Below are 15,804 nucleotides of genomic sequence, written 5' to 3' on the forward strand. Positions count from 1 at the left end.
GGTCGCCCTCTCGACAGCCTCCGACAGCGTTACAGCGGCGCGACCAGCTCTTCGAGCGCCGCCTCGGGGTCGTCTGCCTTCGCGACGCCGCTGGCGAGCAAGACGCCCTCCGCGCCGAGGTCGCCCGCGGCCACCAGGTCCTCGCCGGTCGAGATGCCCGCGCCGCAGTAGACCGACACCGAGTCGTCGACCGCCTCGGCGGCCGCCACCGCGTCGGTCACCACGTCGGGGTCGGCCTGACTGACCGGCGTGCCTGAGCCGATGAGCTCGGGAGGCTCGACCGCGACCGCGTCGGGGCCGAGCGCGGCGACCGCGCCGATCTGGGCCGGGTTGTTCGCACAGACGCAGGTCTCGAGGCCCGCGCGGTCGGCCGCCGACAGCGCGTCGTCGATGTCCGCGAGCGTCAGCCGGCGCTCGGAGTGGTTGAGAAGCGTGGCGGTCGCTCCCGCCTCGGCGGCGGCCGCCGCCAGCGTCGAGCCGGTGTGACTGCCGTGCCCGACGCCGCTGACGTGCTGGGCCCACGTCTCGACGCCCGTCTCGGCGACGCGTTCGATGTGGGCGGCCTGTGGCGCGACGGCGATCGGGACGCCGGCCGCCTCGCTCGCGTCGCGGGCGGCGGTCGCGATCTCGACCGGGTCGCAGGGGTACGCCTTGAGATTGACGACGATTTGCATACCCGAAAGGTCCGCCGGGCCGCGACTAATAGGTTGCGAGAACGAAGAGAGCCGATCGGGTGCGACCGCAGAACCAAAGCCGAACGAGCGAACCCCAACAGTCCACAAAGAGAGTATCAGTAGTTCCGCGAGCGAACGCAGTGAGCGAGCGGTCCGAGGGCTGACCAGCGGGAGGCCCGCAGTGGTTTTGATCGAGCTTTTCTTCGGGCGCGCCGCGTCTCTCGGCGCGCCCGAAGAAAAGCTCGTGGCCTAGTCCTTCCGCTTCACGACGTCGCCGAGGGTGTACTCGCCGGTCGAACTGCCGCCGTCCCAGTCTTCGTCCTCGTCGGGGGAGGCGCCGGCGGTGAGGCTGATGTCGAGTTCGGATTCGAGCTTCTCCTGGACCTCGTCGCTGGGGAGCATGTCGCCGCGCTCGATCTTCCGGATGAGGCTGGCCTTCTCGTTGAGGTCGTTGGCGAGATCCTCCTGACTCAGGCCCGCGGTCTCGCGGGCGTTCCGGACGCGCTCGTCGTAGTCCTGGGCGATCTCGTCCATGTCGTCGAACATGTCCGAGCGCCGCGACCGCGACGAACTCGACGAAGTACTCGACGACGACGAGCCGCCCGAGGACGACGAGGACGTTGAGTACTTCGTCGACGTGGAGCCGGTGTCCTGCTGGGTCTTCACCTCGGTCCCGAAGTCCGAGCAGTTGTCACAAACGTCCAACTCGGCCCCCTCGACCTTGATGGTCTTCGGCGAGCCCGTCTCGGCACCACACATCTCACACTGAACCATGCCCGGAGGTAGTTCGCGTGCGCTCTTAAATTCCACGCTGCGGGCGGCGACGCCGGCGGCGTGTTCGGCCGGTCAGGCGAGCGCCCGCCACGAGTAGTAGAACCGCTGGAGCGCCGTGAAGTGACCCACGACCGCGAACACGACCAGTAGCCAGCCGACCAGCGACACGCCGCCGGGCGTCGCGGTCACGAACGCCGCGAGCGCGCCGGTAGCGCCGACGAGCGCGAGGCGATCGGCCCGACCGAGCAGTCCGCCGTACACCCGATCGAGCCCGACCGCCTGCGCCTGCGTGCCGAGATAGGAGGTCATCAGGACGCCCGTCACCGCGGCGAGGCCGAGCGCGTATCGGTCGACGCCGGCGGCCAGCCCGGCGATGATGACGATATCCGCGTAGCGGTCGAGGACGTGATCGAGCATGTCGCCCGCCACCGAGTCGGTGCCGAGTTCGCGGGCCAGCGCGCCGTCGAGCAGGTCGAGCCAGCCGTTGAGGAACACGAGCACCGCGCCGAGGAGGTACCACGCCGGCTCGGCGCCGCCGCGGTAGAAGGTCGCGCCCGCCGCGGCCGCCAGCGCGAACGCCACCACGCTGATCGCGTCGGGGGTCAGCCCGAGCCGGGTCGACAGCGAGACGAACGGCCCGAGCAGTCGGTCGGCGACCGGTCGGAGCTGGTCGAGAGTCATAGGTATTCGAGGTAGTCGACCTCGCCGGCGCTCGGTTCGCGTTCGCCCGCCAGCACCGCCGCGATCTCCCCGGCGACCTCCTCGGGCGTCCGGTCGGTGGTCTCGATCTCGTAGACGTTCTCGATGCCGTGCTCGGCCACGGCCTCCGAGAGGATCACGTCGAGCGCCTCGCTCTCTGCGTTTTCGGCGGCTTTCTCGTCGGCTTCGCCCCGCTCGGTGAGGCGCCGTCGTAGCTCCTCGGGGTGACACCGGAGGACGACGACCCGGTCGACGTCCAGATTGTGCGCGAGGTGCGACTCCACGAGGAGCTCCTCGCGACCGGCGAGGCGCTCGCGAACCGCGTCGAGGTCGGCGACGAGGCTGTCGCGATCGGCGTCGCGCTCGGTCCAGAGGTCGGCCTCGCGGATCAGTTCGTTGAGGTGGACCACGTCGAGGTCGGTGTCGAGGGCCTCGACCGCGGAGGTCTTCCCGGTGCCGGGGGTGCCTGTGACCGCGACGCTCACTCCGCGAGCACCTCGTTGCACTCGGCGACCGCCCGCCGCGTCTCGGCTTTCGTGCCGCAGGTGATCCGGACGCACTCGGGGAGCCCGAAGCTACTGCAATCGCGGACGATGACGCCTCGACGCTGGAGTTGGTCGGCGACCGCCTCGGCGTCCCCGACCTCCGCGAGCACGAAGTTGCCGTGGCTCTCCCACGTCGGCGCGTCGAGCGTCTCGGACATGTACTCTCGGGCCCACGCCGCGGTCTCGACGGTCTTCTCGGCGTGGGCGCCGTCGTCGAGCGCCGCGAGGCCCGCCCGACACGCGATCTCGCTGGCGGCGAACGGCGTGTTCACTCGGGCGTAGGCGTCGGCCCACTCCTCGGGGACGACGCCGTACCCGAGTCGGACGCCGGCGAGCCCGTACACCTTCGAGAACGTCCGGAGGACCGCCACGTCGTCGCGTTCGTCGACGAGTTCGACCGCGCTCGGCCCGTCGGCGAACTCGCCGTAAGCTTCGTCGACGAGCACGAGCGTCTCCTCGTCGGTCTCGTCGGCGATGGTCGCGACGGCGTCGAGCGAGAATCGCCCGCCTGTGGGGTTGTGCGGGCTGGTGAGGTAGACGACGCGCTCGCCGTCGTAGTCGCCGAGGACCGTCTCGGCGTCGAGCGCGAAGTCGTCGGCCTTCGAGAGGCGGTACTCGGCGACTTCGCCGTGGTGAAAGCGCGCGCTCATCGCGTAGTAGGCGAACCCGGGCTCGGGGACCAGCACTCTGTCGCCAGGGTCGAGCGCCGCGCGCGCGAGGTAATCGAGCACCCCGTCGCCGCCGTTGCCGAGCCAGATCTGGCTCGGAGCGACGCCCCACTCGTCGGCGAGCTTCTCGGTCAGGTCGGCGTGGGAGGCCTTCGGGTAGGAGTTGGCCGACTCGGCCGCCGCCTTGATCGCCTCCACGGCGGCCGGGCTCGGGCCGAAGGGGTTCTCGTTCGACGCGAGTTTCACCAGGTCGTCGGGGTCGAGCCCGAGTTCGCGGGCCACCTCCTCGACGCCCCGTCCGGCCTGATACACGGTGTGCGAAGAGAGATCCCGTGGTTCCATGTCCGAGAGGTGTGTGCGCCGCGTCTTAAGAGTGCCCACCTGCGACGGTCGGGACCCGACGCCCGTGGCGCGTGTTGTCAGCCTCCGCCCACTACACATAAGCAAAATCGTGGCGACCCTCCCGACGGAGGTCCGAACGATGGCACGACAGAATCAGAATCAGCGGGGAACGACCGGCGAACAGAACCGTCGCGACCGGGGGAACCGACAGAACGAGGGTGGCCGGTACTCCGGCGGCGGCCGAAAACGAAGCACGGAGAGCCGACGAAGCGAGTCGACCGGACGGGGACGACGCCAGCGCGGTCACGAACAGCAGGGCGGTCGCCGCCAGCAGTCCCAGCACGGTGAGCACCACCAATCCCAGCGCGGCCAGCAGTCGCGACAGTCCCAGCACGGCCAGCAGGGCGGCCAGCACCAGCGCGGCGGGCGAGATATCGACGAACACGGCCGCCAGCAGGTGGGCGAGCAGGGCGGCCAGCACCGCGAGGCAGGTCAGCACCAGCAGGGCGGCGGTCGGAGCCGGCGGTACGGCCGACGGCGTGGCCAGCAGTCCGGCCGGCAGGGCGAGCACCAACAGACCGGGCGACAGGGCGGCCAACCGGGCCAGCACGGCGAACGCGGCCAGTCCGTCCACGGCCAGCGCGGTCAACAGCCCCAGCACGAGCGACAGAGTCAGCAGGGCCAGCACGGTCAACAGCCTCAGCACGGCCAACAGAGCCGCGGCGAGCAGAATCAGTACGGCGGGCGCTCCGAGGGGAGTTTGAGCCCGGTCCAGCAGACCGCGATGCGTAGCGAGGGCCACCAAGCCGGCGAGCGCCACGGCGGGGAGTCAAAGCGCCACCGAGAGGGACCTCAGAGCGGCGGGCGACGCGACGAGCGCCGCGAGCAACCGCAGTACTGAGCCCGCGACTCGGAACCGGACAATTTTTCGCGGACGAACCGACCGGAGACAGACGGTAGTCCTAATGGCGTCAGCCGGGTAGCCCTATCGGGGAGTGGGAACGACGCCGCGACCGACCACGCCCGGGTCGCGGGCCGTCCCGCCGCAGTGATTCACAATGAGTGACCCATCAGAGACCGACTCCGGCGCGGCGGAGGTACCGAGACTCGAACGCGTCGACTACGACGCCATCGAGGCGATGCTCGGCGACCGGGTAGTGAGGCGTGAGACCCACCTCAACGCCGAGTCGTTCGTGATCCGACCCGACGACGTCGAGAGCGTTCTGGGGGCGCTCAAGCGAGAGGCGGGGTTCGACCACCTCTCGTGTCTCACGGCTCAAGAGTACGAAGACCGCTACGAGAGCATCTATCACCTCCGGAAGTACGACGATCCCACTCAGGAGGTCAACGTCGTCGTCCCGGTGGGTCGCGAGCGCCCGGTCCACCGATCGGCTTCGGGCGTGTACAAGACCGCCGAGTGGCACGAGCGAGAGGCCTACGACCTCGTCGGTATCGAGTACGAGGGCCACCCCGATCTCCGGCGCATCCTCCTGCCCGAGACGTGGCAGGGCCACCCCTTAAGCAAAGACTACGATCAGGACCGGCCGCAGGTGGTGACGCTGAAAGAGCACGTCAACCCCCTCGCCGAAACCAAGCGCGAGACCGCCTCGGGCGAGGAATCGGACGGGTCGTCGGACTCCGACACGATGTTTCTCAACATCGGGCCCCACCACCCGGCGACCCACGGCGTGCTCCACCTCAAGACGGTGCTGGACGGCGAGCAGGTCGCCGACGTCGACCCAGACATCGGTTACCTCCACCGGTGTGAAGAGCAGATGTGTCAGACCAAAAACTACCGGTACCAGATCATGCCCTACCCCGACCGGTGGGACTACACCGCGAACATCCCGAACGAGTGGGCCTACGCGCGCGTCGCGGAGGACCTCGCGGACATCGACGTCCCGGAGTACGCCCAAGTCCTCCGGACCATGGCGGTGGAGTTCGGTCGCATCATGGGCCACATGATCGCGGCCGGGACGTTCGCGCTCGACGTGTACGGCGACTTCACCGCCATCTTCATGTACGCGATCCGGGACCGGGAGATCGTCCAGAACATCCTCGAAGACCTCACGGGCCAGCGGATGATGTTCAACTACTTCCGGCTCGGCGGGGTCGTCTGGGACATCCCCGAGCCGCGCGAGGAGTGGTTCGCCAAGGTCCGGGACTTCCTCGACGAACTGCCCGAGCACGTCGAGGAGTACCACGACATGATGACCCGAAACGAGATCTTCCAGAAGCGGACGGTCGACACCGGCGTCATCGACGCCGAGACCGCCAAGGCCTACGGCTGTACCGGGCCGGTCGCCCGCGGATCGGGCGTCGACTACGACCTCCGGCGAGACGACCCCTACGGCTACTACGACGAGCTCGACTGGAACGTCGTGACCGAGCCCCACGGCGACAACTACGCCCGCGTGCTGGTCCGACTACAGGAGGTCGAGGAGTCCGCGAAGATCATCCGGCAGTGTCTCGACCTGCTCGAAGACTGGCCCGAGGACGAGCGGACGATCCAGTCGAACGTCCCCCGGACGATCAAGCCAGACCCCGACACCGAGATCTACCGGGCGGTCGAGGCCGCGAAGGGCGAGATGGGCATCTACATCCGGTCGGACGGCACCTCCCAGCCCGCCCGGTTCAAGATCCGAAGCCCGTGTTTCAACAACCTCCACGCGCTGGAGGCGATGTCGGAGGGCGAGTACGTCCCCGATCTGGTGGCGTCGCTGGGGAGTCTCGACATCGTGCTCGGGTCGGTCGACCGGTAGTCCGACCCCGCCCCGCGGTCGTCACTCGGACGCTTCGGTCGCCGCGTAGGCGACCTGCACCTGCGCGTGGACCGAGACGGGGCCCGACTCGATGCTCGTCGCCGCGCCGTCGGCGGCCATCTCGGCCTCCGCGCGGTAGGGCTGGACGCGCACGTCGGACGTCGAGACCGACGTGACGCCGGCGAGGCTGAGATTCGCGTTCGACGCGAGGGTCTCGGCGTCGCCCCGAGCGCTGTCCATCGCGGCGGCCAGCGCCTCCTCGCGGAGCTCGGTGCGGGTCTCCTCGGAGAGGGTGAACTCGACGCGACCGACGTTCGTCGCGCCGTTGTCGACCGCCGTCTCGATGACCGACCCGACCGCGTCGACGTCCGAGATGCGCACTTCGAACGAGTGGACGGCCTCGTAGCGCGTGGGCGTCGACTCCGAGCGCTTCGACTCGTGGACCTGTCGGATCGCGTAGTGGCGGGTCGTCACCTGATCGTCTTCGATCCCGGCGGCCGCGAGCGCGTCCCGGAGCGTCGAGACGTTCTCGGCGACCCGCTGGCGGGCGGTCTCGGCGTCGGCCGCGGTCGCTTCGACGCCGACGGCCGCGACCGCGCGGTCGGGATCGGCGGTCGCTTCGCCGGACGCGCCGACCCTGACCGTGGCGTCGGCGCCGGTCTGATTGGTCGGCGGGGCGGTCGAGTTCGGGGCAGGTGAGTCCGCACCGCCGAGCGGGGCGGCGGCGCCGAGACAGCCCGCGGTCAGGAGGACGGCCGCGAAAACCGAGATGACGGTTCGTTTCGTCGACATACACGTCGATAGACGCCGGCTGTGGCCTAATACGCTCGGTAAGGTGAAACGCGCGTTTGACTCACGGTTGGATCGCGCCTCGACCCCGATCGAACCGGGCGGCCCGCAGTTGCTGAGTCTGAAACTGTGGTTCCGGCTTTTTTGAGTACCGTGTCGTCGGTCCGCGTGTCCGATGATACGAGACACGCTGAATCGACTCGTCGACGTCGTGACCGACCGCAACCGCGCGGTCCTCGTCGTGATGTTGCTGTTGACCGCCGGCGTCGCGGGCGGGATCACCCAGCTCCAGATGCAGGGGTCGGCCCAGACCGACAGCGACGCGTTCGGCGACACGCAGGTCGCACAGAAAGCCGACTACATGAGCCGCCACTACGGCGGCGAGGAGAACCGGACCGCAAACACCACGAGGTCCTCGGTCTACGTCCGGACCGACGGCGGCAACGTCCTCTCGAAGGACTCGCTGGTCGCATCGTTGCGCTACCAGCGGGCGGTGCGGGACAACGAGTCGGTCGCGGGCGCGCTCGCCGGCGACGGCGTCCTCGGCGTCTCGAACGTCGTCGGCAAGCGGGCGGCCGGCGACCCGAGTGCCGGGCTCGACGCACAGATCCGGGCGCTCGACGGGCTGAGCGACCGCGAGGTCCGACAGCTCGTCGCCGACTCGCTCGCCGAGGGCTCGGCGGCGCTCCAACTCGTGCCCGACAGCTACGAGCCCGGAACCGCGAGCGCGGAGAGCCGCCGGATGGTCTTCGAGTTCGAGACGGCCGACGGCGCCACAAACCGGGCGCCGGCTCCGCCCGCCGACGCTCAGCGGGCGCTGTACGAGGCCGCCCAGGAGCGCTCGGAAGCCGGTTACTTCACCACGGGCGATCACGCCGCGGCCTCCTACTACCGCCAACAGAACGCCGACACCGCGGAGCTGATCCTCCCGGCGGCGTTGCTTTTCATCCTCGCGGTCCTCGGGTTCGCCTACCGTGACCTCGTGGACGTGGTCGTGGGCTTCGTCGGCGTGGTGGTGTCGGTCCTGTGGATGTTCGGAATCCTCGGCTGGCTGTCGATCCCCGCCGGGATGACCGCGATCATCGGCCCGGTGTTGATCACGGGGCTGAGCATCGATTACGGGCTGCACGTCTTCATGCGCTACCGCGAACAGCGCGGCGCCGACGAGGGCGTTCGACGCCCGATGGGACGGGCGCTGTCGTCGGTGGGGGTCGCGTTCGTGCTGGTGACGGTGACCGCGGGGGTCGGCTTCCTCGCGAACATCACCAGCCCGATGGGGGTCATCAGACAGCTCGGGGTCGGGATCACGCTCGGGGTCGTCTCCGCGCTCGTGGTGTTCACGACGCTCGTGCCCGCGCTGAAGGTGAGCGTCGACGGACTCCTCGAACGGGTCGGCTTCAACCGGCGCAAGCCCGCGCTCGGTAAGGGCCGGTACCTGCGACCGGTGTTGGGCGCCGGCGTCGCGGCCGCCCGGAAGGCGGCGCCGGTCGTGATCGTGCTCGCGGTCGTCGCGGGCGCCGGCGGCGCGGTCGCGTGGACCGACATCGACCGGCAGGCCTACCAGACGTCGAGCGACGTCGCCGAGTGGAAGACCGAGCTCCCGGGGCCTCTCGCGTGGGAGGCCACCGACGACCCGTACTACCGCCATCAGCAGTACGTCGAGGACGCCTACCAGTCGGCCGACCGAAATCGCCGGATGACCATGATACTGGTCGAGGGCGAGGTGACCGACCCCGCGGCGCTCGACCGGGTCGCCGCCGGGGTCGAAGACGCGAACGGTCGGGACGCGGTGTTCGAACGCGGCGGGGGCGCCGCGGTGGTCTCGCCGCTGTCGGTCATGCGGTCGGTCGCGGCGACCGACCGCGAGTTCGCCGAGACGCTCCGGGCGGCCGACACCGACGGCGACGGCGTGCCCGAACGAGACGTGGAGGCAGTGTACGCCGCGCTGTACGACGCCGCCCCCGAGCGCGCGAGTCAGGTGCTCGAACGGCGCGGCGGGGAGTTCCGTTCGCTCCGAGTGCTCGTGCCGGTCGAGCAGGGCCTCGAGGTCGACGATCGCGCAGAGGCGATGCACGGGATCGCGGCCACCGTCGAGGCCGGCGAGGCGCTGACCGCGACCCCGGTCGGACAGGCGACGTTCGCGAACGCCGAACTCGGCCAGATGGCCGACGGCATCGTCCGGACGATGTTGCTCGCGCTCGGGGTCATCGGGATCATGCTCGCGATCAGCTACCGGCTCACCGAGGGGAGCGCGACCCTCGGGGCGCTCACGGTCGTCCCGATCGGACTCGTCATCGGGCTGGTGCTCGGCGGGATGTATCTGTCTGGCACGCCGGTGACGTTCGTGACCGCCCTGCTGATGAGCCTGATCGTCGGGCTCGGGGTCGACTACAACATCCACGTCAGCGACCGCTTCGCGCAGGAGCTCGATCGGGGCCACGCGCCGGTCGCCGCGCTCAGGAACGCGGTCACCGGCACGGGCGGCGCCCTGCTCGGGAGCACGCTCACCTCCGGGGGCGCGTTCGGGACGCTACTGCTTCACGTCAGTCCCCAGATCCGGGCCTTCGGGATGCTCGTCGTGCTCGGGCTCTCGCTGTCGTTCGTCGTGAGCGTGTTCGTGTTCCCGAGCATGCTGCTGATCTGGGCCCGTCGCGTCGGGGCGAGTTCGCTCGTCGAGGCCGATTCGCCCGGTGGCACGCCGAGCGACTGATCGACCGGACCGGACGCCGGGGCCTTCGCCCGGTCGTGAGCCGTCCGAGACCGTCGCGCGGTTCTCCGAACGAAAACGAGTTTTAGACAACCCGAAAGATTGTTTTCCGAATTAGGAAAGTATAAGGGGCTTGACGGTGTAGTACGAACTGTAATGAACACCCAGAAAACCGTCCGACAAGAGGCAGGTACCGTCGAGGAGAACTCGCTCCGTCTCGACGAGGAGAAGGCCGAACAGATCGTCGAAGCGCTGAACGCCGACCTCGCGGACGCGTACGTCCTGTACCACCAGCTCCACAAGCACCACTGGAACGTCGAGGGCGCCGAGTTCCTCGACGTCCACGTCTTCCTCCAAGAGGTCTACGAGGACGTCGAGGACGCGGCCGACGAGGTGGCCGAGCGCCTCCAGGCGCTGGGCGGGGTTCCCCACGCCAACATGACGACTCTCGCGGCCCACGCGACCGTCGAGCCCGAGGACGAGGACGTCTACGACATCCGGACGTCGCTCGCGAACGACCTCGAAATGATGGGCGACATCATCGAGAGCTACCGCCAGCACGTCGAACTCGCCGAGGGGCTCGGCGACTACGCGACCGGCGAGATGCTCCGCGAACAGCTCGAAGTCATCGAGGAGCACGCCCACCACATCGAACACTACCTCGAAGACGACTCCCTCGTGGTCGAGTCGGCGACCCGCTAGACGACGGGCGCTGTCGTCTCGAACGAGTTCCAAAATAGCCAGCGAGGCTCGACCGAGCTTTTCGTTCGACGTCGGTCGCTTTTTCGCGGGTTCGTCCGGTTCACCGGGTGACGGCGGCGGTCGTGTCGGTCGAGATCCACCCATCGGTGTTGCCCGATTCGAGGAACACCGTCGTTCCGGGACAGCTCTCGCAGACGGATATTTCGGGGCCCTCGTCGGGGGTCGGGCCCGAGTCGGCGTCTCGACGCGACTGGGTACCAGCGGCCATTACGCGCCTTTAGGCATGCCTAAAACAAAAAGGGTCCGGTTCGCCGCTCACTCCGTGAGGCTCGGGTGGGTCTCTTGGTCGTCGGGCTGTGGCCCGTCGAAGCGCTCGCGCAGTACCCGGCGCGACTCGGCGTCTCGGTCGCGACGTTCGTCGTCGTCGATCTCCTCGCAACCCGGCGGGAGGTCCCGGCCCCGGTCGGTGAAGTACCCTTCCGGGGCGACCCAGTCGTGGTAGAACGGTCGGTCGTCGTCTTCGAGCAACGTCACCGCGACCTCGGCACCGTGGCCGGCGCTGACCACCGCCTGATGGGGCTTCTCTGCGAGGCGCCCGGCCGCGTACAGGCCGTCGACGCCGGTCCGGCCCCGCTCGTCGGTGTCGACGAACGTCTTCCCGCGGTCGACGATCCCGACGCCGTCGACGTCGGCGAGGTAGTCGGTCTCGTTTTTGGTCGCGGCGACGACGTACTCGCCCCGAAAGCCGTGTCTGTCGGTCGTTTCGACGACGAACCCGTCGGCGGTCGACTCGACCCGGGCGACGTCCGCTTGCAGGCGCTCACAGCCGGCCCGCTCGGCCTGCTCGCCCAGCAGATCGAGCAGTCGACGGGGGTCGACGCCGGCGGGAAACCCCGGGAAGTTTTCGAGGTGCGCGTTTCGCCGGAGGATGGACCCGCCCGCGTCGACGACGAGGGTGTCGAGTCCGTTCCGGGCGGTGAACGTCCCGGCCGAGAGGCCGGCGACTCCGCCGCCGACGACGATCACGTCGTACGCGTCCTGATCGGGTGCAGTTGTCATGGGTGGGTGGTTCGAGCGTGTCGACGCGCTCGGGACCGATAGCTCCGTCGGGTCGTTCCCGACGGGGTTCGGACGCGTGGCGAGTCCTCAGATCTCGCCCATCTCGTCCTGACGCCGCATCAGGTAGAGGAAGTACGGGCCGCCGACCAGCCCCGTCACGATGCCGACCGGAATCTGGACGTCCGCGCCGGTGAGAACGCTCATCCCGAGGCGCGCACCGACGTCGGCGCCCACCATCAGCGCCGGTCCGGCGAACACACAGCCCACCACCAGCTTCTTGTAGTCGGTGCCGACGATGTTCCGGACCATGTGGGGAACGATCAGACCGACGAAGCCGACGATGCCCGCGACCGCGATGCTGGCGGCCGCCGCGAGCACCGCGACCCCCGAGAGGCCGAACCGGACCTTCTCGACGTTCATCCCCAGCGACTTGGCGGTGCTCTCTCCGAGCAACAGCACGTTCAACTGCCGGGAGCTGACCAACGCGAGCGCCATGGCGAGCGCGCTCCACGGTAGCGCCATCCGTACCTGCTCCCAGTCGGTGCCGGTCAGCGACCCCGTGGTCCACGCGATCGCCGACTGGACGACGCCGATGTCGTCGGCGAAGAAGAACATCGCGGTCTGGAGGCTCTGAAAGACCGTCCCGACGATCACGCCGGCCAGAACGAGCCGGACCGGGGAGGTCCCGTTCTTCCAGGCGATGGCGTAGACGATCAGGAAGGCGATCGAGCCCCCGAGGGCCGCGATGATCGGCAGGAACGTCGCCAGCCCCGAGAAGACGACGAGCGTCAGCAGGATCATCAGTCCCGCCCCCGAGGAGACTCCGAGGATGAACGGACTCGCGAGCTCGTTGCGGGTGACCGCCTGAAAGATCGCGCCCGAGACCGCGAGGTTCATCCCGACGAGGACGGCGACGAACACCCGCGGGAGTCGGATGTTCCAGACGATGAGGCTCTGTTTGCTCATCTCGGGCACTTCGGCGCCAAACAGGAACGCCTCCCACGCCAATCGGTCGAACACCACCGCGGGGTTGAACACCGCCCGCCAGGCCTCGGCGACGGTCATCGAGAAGGCGCCGTAGCTGACCTGCACGAGTCCGCCCGCGACGACGACCGCGACGCTCGCCACACAGAGGGCGAACAGCGGGCCGTCGAACCACGACGACCACCGCTCGCGAACGGGGGTCGCGTCCGGCGTTTCGCCCGCCATCGTCACTCGCCGACCTCCGGTCGATCGGCGTCGGCGTCGACGTACTCGCGGACCACTTCGTCGTCCATCGCCGCGAGGAGCGCCGTCTCGTCGACCGCGTCGACGATCGCATCCGCGTCGAGGTGGCGCGCGAGCGCCTCGTGGCCGGCCGCGGCCCGCGACTCGATCTCCGCCGGGCCGACGTACGACGATCGGGCGTCGTCGATGGCCGCCGCCCGGACCCGCTCGTAGCGGTCGGAGCCGGGATCGACCGGCGCGTCCTCGGCGCGGTAGTCGTCGAACCACTCGACCCACGTCTCGCGGTCGGTCCACTCGTCGTCGAGTTCGGCCTCGCGGCGGACCCAGTCGACGCCGTCGGCGACGTCCTCCCACCACCCGTCGTCGATGCGCGCGTCGGCGACGACCCGGCGGGCCACCCGGGCGCCCCGTCCCGCCGCCATCACCGTCTGGGTGTCGGCCGCCTCGGAGGGCGAGGCGACGTAGAGCCCGTCGACCGGCGTCGTGCCGTCGCGGTCGGCGTACGCACCGTCGAAGCTCTCGTGGCGCTCACCGGCGTGCTCGTGGGTCTCGAACATCGCCGCCTCGTCGTCGAGCCCGCGGAGGTACTCGCCGCCGTAGCGGGTCGCGGCGACGACTCGCCGGGCGTCGATCGGGTCGCCCTCTTGGGGGGTCACGACGAACCCCTCGCCGCGGTCGGCGCGGTCGACCGACTCGACCAGATCGGCGACGACGTCACAGCCGGCGGTCTCGGCGTGGTCGTGAAGCAGGTCGTACAGCGTCTCGATGTCGATCCCGGCCGGGAACCCGGGGTAGTTTTCGAGGTGGGCACAGCGCTTGAGCGAGGAGCGTCCGCGATCGAAGATCGCGACGTCGAGGCCCGCGCGGGCGAGGAACACGCCCGCCGAACAGCCCGCGGGCCCGCCGCCGACGACCGCGACGTCCCGGTCGGCTCCGGGCGCGCTCTCGGGTCGGTCGGCGTCAGTCATCGCCGTCCCACCCCATCGGTCCGTGGGCGTCCGTCCGACGCCCCGCGTTCTCGAACCCGTCGATTGCTCTCGTCATGTTCTTTAGGCTCACCTAAAACAGTAAAGTGCTTTCGGATCTTCGGCAACCGAACGCGGACCCCGCCGCCACCGACGGGCGCTGGGGTCGGTGGTTTTACTGGAAGCGGCCCGTGGGTCGACCCATGCGAGTTACCGTGTACGGTCCGCTACGCGGTGTGACCGGAGCGAAGACGGTCAGCGTCGAGTTCGCCGGCGGAACCGTCGCGGAGGCGGCCGCCGCGTTCGTCGACGCCCACCACGGGGCGGCCGACCACCTCTACGCCGACGACGGCGACCTCAGACCGAGCGTGCGCCTCTCGGTCGACGGCGAGCGCGTCGAACCGGACGAGGACTGCCCGCCGGACGCCGACCTGACGGTGTTCCCTGCCGTGCAGGGCGGAACCGTCCGCGACCCCGCGGCGTGAGCCGGCTCAGAGGTCGTACTGCGACCGGACGTGTTCGGCGAGCCCGCGGGCTTCGAGCCGGTCCATCGGCGCCAGCATGTCGAGCTGGACGACGCCCGGGAGCCGACCCACCTCGACGCCGCCGGTGAACGTACACCGCGCGCGGACCTCGCCTTCGGTCATGTCGAGGAGCGTCCCCGCCCGGTCGAAGGCGTTCTCGGTCGCCTCGTTGATCGTCGCGCCGCTACCGATCACCTGGATCGGGCCGGTCTCGCGGACCTCGTCGACGCCGTACTGGTCGGCGAGTCGCCGGCCGGTCTCGATCTCCTCGTCGGTGTAGGGCTTGCTGATGTGGGGCAGGTCCTCCTCGTTCGGCAACAACACCGGGCCGTCGATGTCGAGGTCCTTGATGACCTCGACCTCGATCTCCGTCCGGCCGCTCACGTCGGTGGTGTGTAGCGACAGTTCCCCGTCGCCCTGATTGGCGTGGAGGTCGCCGACGTAGACGCCCCCGCCGTCGACTTTGACCGGACAGATCAGGACCGCGCCCTCCCGGACCGCGTTGATGTCCATGTGGCCGTCGGTGCGCTCGGCGAGTTCGTCCTCGTCTTCGAGCCCCCAGTCGTGCTCGGCGCCGATGAGGAACTGCCCGAAGTCCCCCGCGTTGTGGGAGTCGGGCATCTCGATCGGCGGGGTGGTCCCGACGTTCCCGATGAACGGCCGCAGGTGCCCGAGCGTCCCCGGGATCTCGGAGGGCTTGTAGAGCAAGATCGGGTGCTGGCGGGAGTTATCCGGTAGCGCCATCGCCCCTTCGGCGTCGTTCGCGAGGTCGTCGGCGCCCTCCTCGCCGACGGTCAGGCCGACGGTCCGGTCGTCGTCGAACGCGACCGTGTACCCGTACTCGAACCCGAACGAGGAGGCGTTCGCGCCGCACTCAGCGCACCTGATCGCGTCCTCGCCGGTGCCCTCGACCACGCTCTCGGGCCACTCGGTGCCACACTCCGGACACCGGTGATCGACGAAGGGGTCGTCGCCGAACGCGTCCTCGCGTTCGGCCATGCTCCCGGTGCTCGTCGCGACGCTCGTCACCTCGACGTCGCGGATCTTCAGCGCGATCGCGTCGCCGACTTCGGCGTTCTCGACTCGGACCGGTCGGGTGACCTCGTGGCCGCCCCTGAACTCGGGCGTGATCATCGGGCCCCAGCACGCCGGCGGCGTGTGGGTCCTGATGGTGCCGCCGTCGGCGACCGCCCCGGCCCACGCTTGGTCCGGGCCGACGAGTCCGAGCGTGTACTGATCGACCGACAGTTCCTGCTGGATTTCGTGTTGTGCCATGAGTACGTGTGTTCCTTCGGTCGAGAGTCTCTTAAACAGTGGACACGATTTCACTATTCTCGGGGTTTCCCCAACGGTTATGGCATCGAGCG

The 15,804-nt window shown here is 69.3% G+C and carries 16 protein-coding genes; 4 read left to right on the forward strand and 12 right to left on the reverse strand.

Translation table 11 applies throughout. The annotated features are described in order from the left end of the window. Nucleotides 1-29 precede the first annotated feature (29 nt). The 6 genes from tpiA to EPL04_RS15940 all read right to left on the reverse strand — a co-directional run bounded on the left by tpiA (nucleotide 30) and on the right by EPL04_RS15940 (nucleotide 4,522). The gene (gene tpiA, locus EPL04_RS15915) at nucleotides 30-674 is read right to left on the reverse strand and encodes a triose-phosphate isomerase (protein ID WP_134672177.1); all 645 of its coding nucleotides are present in this window, start codon (nucleotides 672-674) and stop codon (nucleotides 30-32) included. 249 nt (nucleotides 675-923) lie between these two features. Continuing rightward, a complete protein-coding gene (locus tag EPL04_RS15920; protein ID WP_134672178.1) occupies nucleotides 924-1,448 on the reverse strand; it encodes a multiprotein bridging factor aMBF1 in 525 nt (174 codons plus the stop codon). A 72-nt stretch (nucleotides 1,449-1,520) separates the two neighbouring features. Further along, nucleotides 1,521-2,129, reverse strand: a complete 609-nt coding sequence (locus tag EPL04_RS15925; RefSeq protein ID WP_134672179.1) for a CDP-alcohol phosphatidyltransferase family protein — start codon at nucleotides 2,127-2,129, stop codon at nucleotides 1,521-1,523. After that, nucleotides 2,126-2,632: an adenylate kinase family protein gene (locus EPL04_RS15930; protein WP_134672180.1), complete on the reverse strand. Its 507-nt coding sequence runs from the start codon at nucleotides 2,630-2,632 to the stop codon at nucleotides 2,126-2,128. The genes EPL04_RS15925 and EPL04_RS15930 overlap by 4 nt, the downstream gene beginning before the upstream one ends. Continuing rightward, a complete protein-coding gene (hisC, locus tag EPL04_RS15935; protein WP_134672181.1) occupies nucleotides 2,629-3,702 on the reverse strand; it encodes a histidinol-phosphate transaminase in 1,074 nt (357 codons plus the stop codon). The genes EPL04_RS15930 and hisC overlap by 4 nt, the downstream gene beginning before the upstream one ends. 91 nt (nucleotides 3,703-3,793) lie before the next feature. Continuing rightward, nucleotides 3,794-4,522: a hypothetical protein gene (locus tag EPL04_RS15940; RefSeq protein ID WP_134672182.1), complete on the reverse strand. Its 729-nt coding sequence runs from the start codon at nucleotides 4,520-4,522 to the stop codon at nucleotides 3,794-3,796. A gap of 238 nt (nucleotides 4,523-4,760) precedes the next feature. Here EPL04_RS15940 and EPL04_RS15945 point away from each other — a divergent pair, with 238 nt between their 5' ends. Beyond that, entirely contained in the window at nucleotides 4,761-6,464 is a 1,704-nt protein-coding gene (locus tag EPL04_RS15945) for an NADH-quinone oxidoreductase subunit D (RefSeq protein WP_134672183.1), read from the forward strand. Nucleotides 6,465-6,485: 21 nt separating this feature from the next. Here the strand turns inward: EPL04_RS15945 and EPL04_RS15950 are convergent, their stop codons facing one another. Further along, nucleotides 6,486-7,256 (reverse strand): SIMPL domain-containing protein, encoded by a 771-nt coding sequence (locus EPL04_RS15950; RefSeq protein WP_134672184.1) that lies wholly within the window; start codon nucleotides 7,254-7,256, stop codon nucleotides 6,486-6,488. Between the two features lie 172 nt (nucleotides 7,257-7,428). Here EPL04_RS15950 and EPL04_RS15955 point away from each other — a divergent pair, with 172 nt between their 5' ends. Beyond that, nucleotides 7,429-9,963 (forward strand): efflux RND transporter permease subunit, encoded by a 2,535-nt coding sequence (locus EPL04_RS15955; protein WP_134672185.1) that lies wholly within the window; start codon nucleotides 7,429-7,431, stop codon nucleotides 9,961-9,963. 153 nt (nucleotides 9,964-10,116) lie between these two features. After that, on the forward strand, nucleotides 10,117-10,662 hold the full coding sequence (dpsA, locus tag EPL04_RS15960; protein ID WP_134672186.1) for a DNA starvation/stationary phase protection protein DpsA: 546 nt from the start codon (nucleotides 10,117-10,119) through the stop codon (nucleotides 10,660-10,662). 100 nt (nucleotides 10,663-10,762) lie between these two features. Here dpsA and EPL04_RS18875 read toward each other — a convergent pair whose 3' ends face one another. The 4 genes from EPL04_RS18875 to EPL04_RS15975 all read right to left on the reverse strand — a co-directional run bounded on the left by EPL04_RS18875 (nucleotide 10,763) and on the right by EPL04_RS15975 (nucleotide 13,916). Then, nucleotides 10,763-10,930: a hypothetical protein gene (locus EPL04_RS18875; RefSeq protein ID WP_167599499.1), complete on the reverse strand. Its 168-nt coding sequence runs from the start codon at nucleotides 10,928-10,930 to the stop codon at nucleotides 10,763-10,765. A 47-nt stretch (nucleotides 10,931-10,977) separates the two neighbouring features. Beyond that, nucleotides 10,978-11,721, reverse strand: coding sequence for an FAD-binding protein (locus EPL04_RS15965; RefSeq protein ID WP_134672187.1), 744 nt, complete (start codon nucleotides 11,719-11,721; stop codon nucleotides 10,978-10,980). Between the two features lie 87 nt (nucleotides 11,722-11,808). Then, a complete protein-coding gene (locus EPL04_RS15970) occupies nucleotides 11,809-12,930 on the reverse strand; it encodes a FecCD family ABC transporter permease (protein WP_134672188.1) in 1,122 nt (373 codons plus the stop codon). A 2-nt stretch (nucleotides 12,931-12,932) separates the two neighbouring features. Next, nucleotides 12,933-13,916 (reverse strand): NAD(P)/FAD-dependent oxidoreductase, encoded by a 984-nt coding sequence (locus tag EPL04_RS15975; protein WP_134672189.1) that lies wholly within the window; start codon nucleotides 13,914-13,916, stop codon nucleotides 12,933-12,935. A gap of 200 nt (nucleotides 13,917-14,116) precedes the next feature. Between EPL04_RS15975 and EPL04_RS15980 the strand changes: the two genes are divergently transcribed. Continuing rightward, nucleotides 14,117-14,398 carry a MoaD/ThiS family protein gene (locus EPL04_RS15980; protein WP_134672190.1) on the forward strand — a complete coding sequence of 94 codons (282 nt, stop codon included), beginning with the start codon at nucleotides 14,117-14,119 and terminating at the stop codon, nucleotides 14,396-14,398. Nucleotides 14,399-14,404: 6 nt separating this feature from the next. On the opposite strand, the gene EPL04_RS15985 is transcribed toward EPL04_RS15980, so the two are convergent. Further along, nucleotides 14,405-15,712 (reverse strand): acetamidase/formamidase family protein, encoded by a 1,308-nt coding sequence (locus EPL04_RS15985; protein ID WP_134672191.1) that lies wholly within the window; start codon nucleotides 15,710-15,712, stop codon nucleotides 14,405-14,407. Nucleotides 15,713-15,804 lie beyond the last annotated feature (92 nt).

The organism is Halorussus marinus, from assembly GCF_004521895.1.
GTDB lineage: Archaea > Halobacteriota > Halobacteria > Halobacteriales > Haladaptataceae > Halorussus > Halorussus marinus.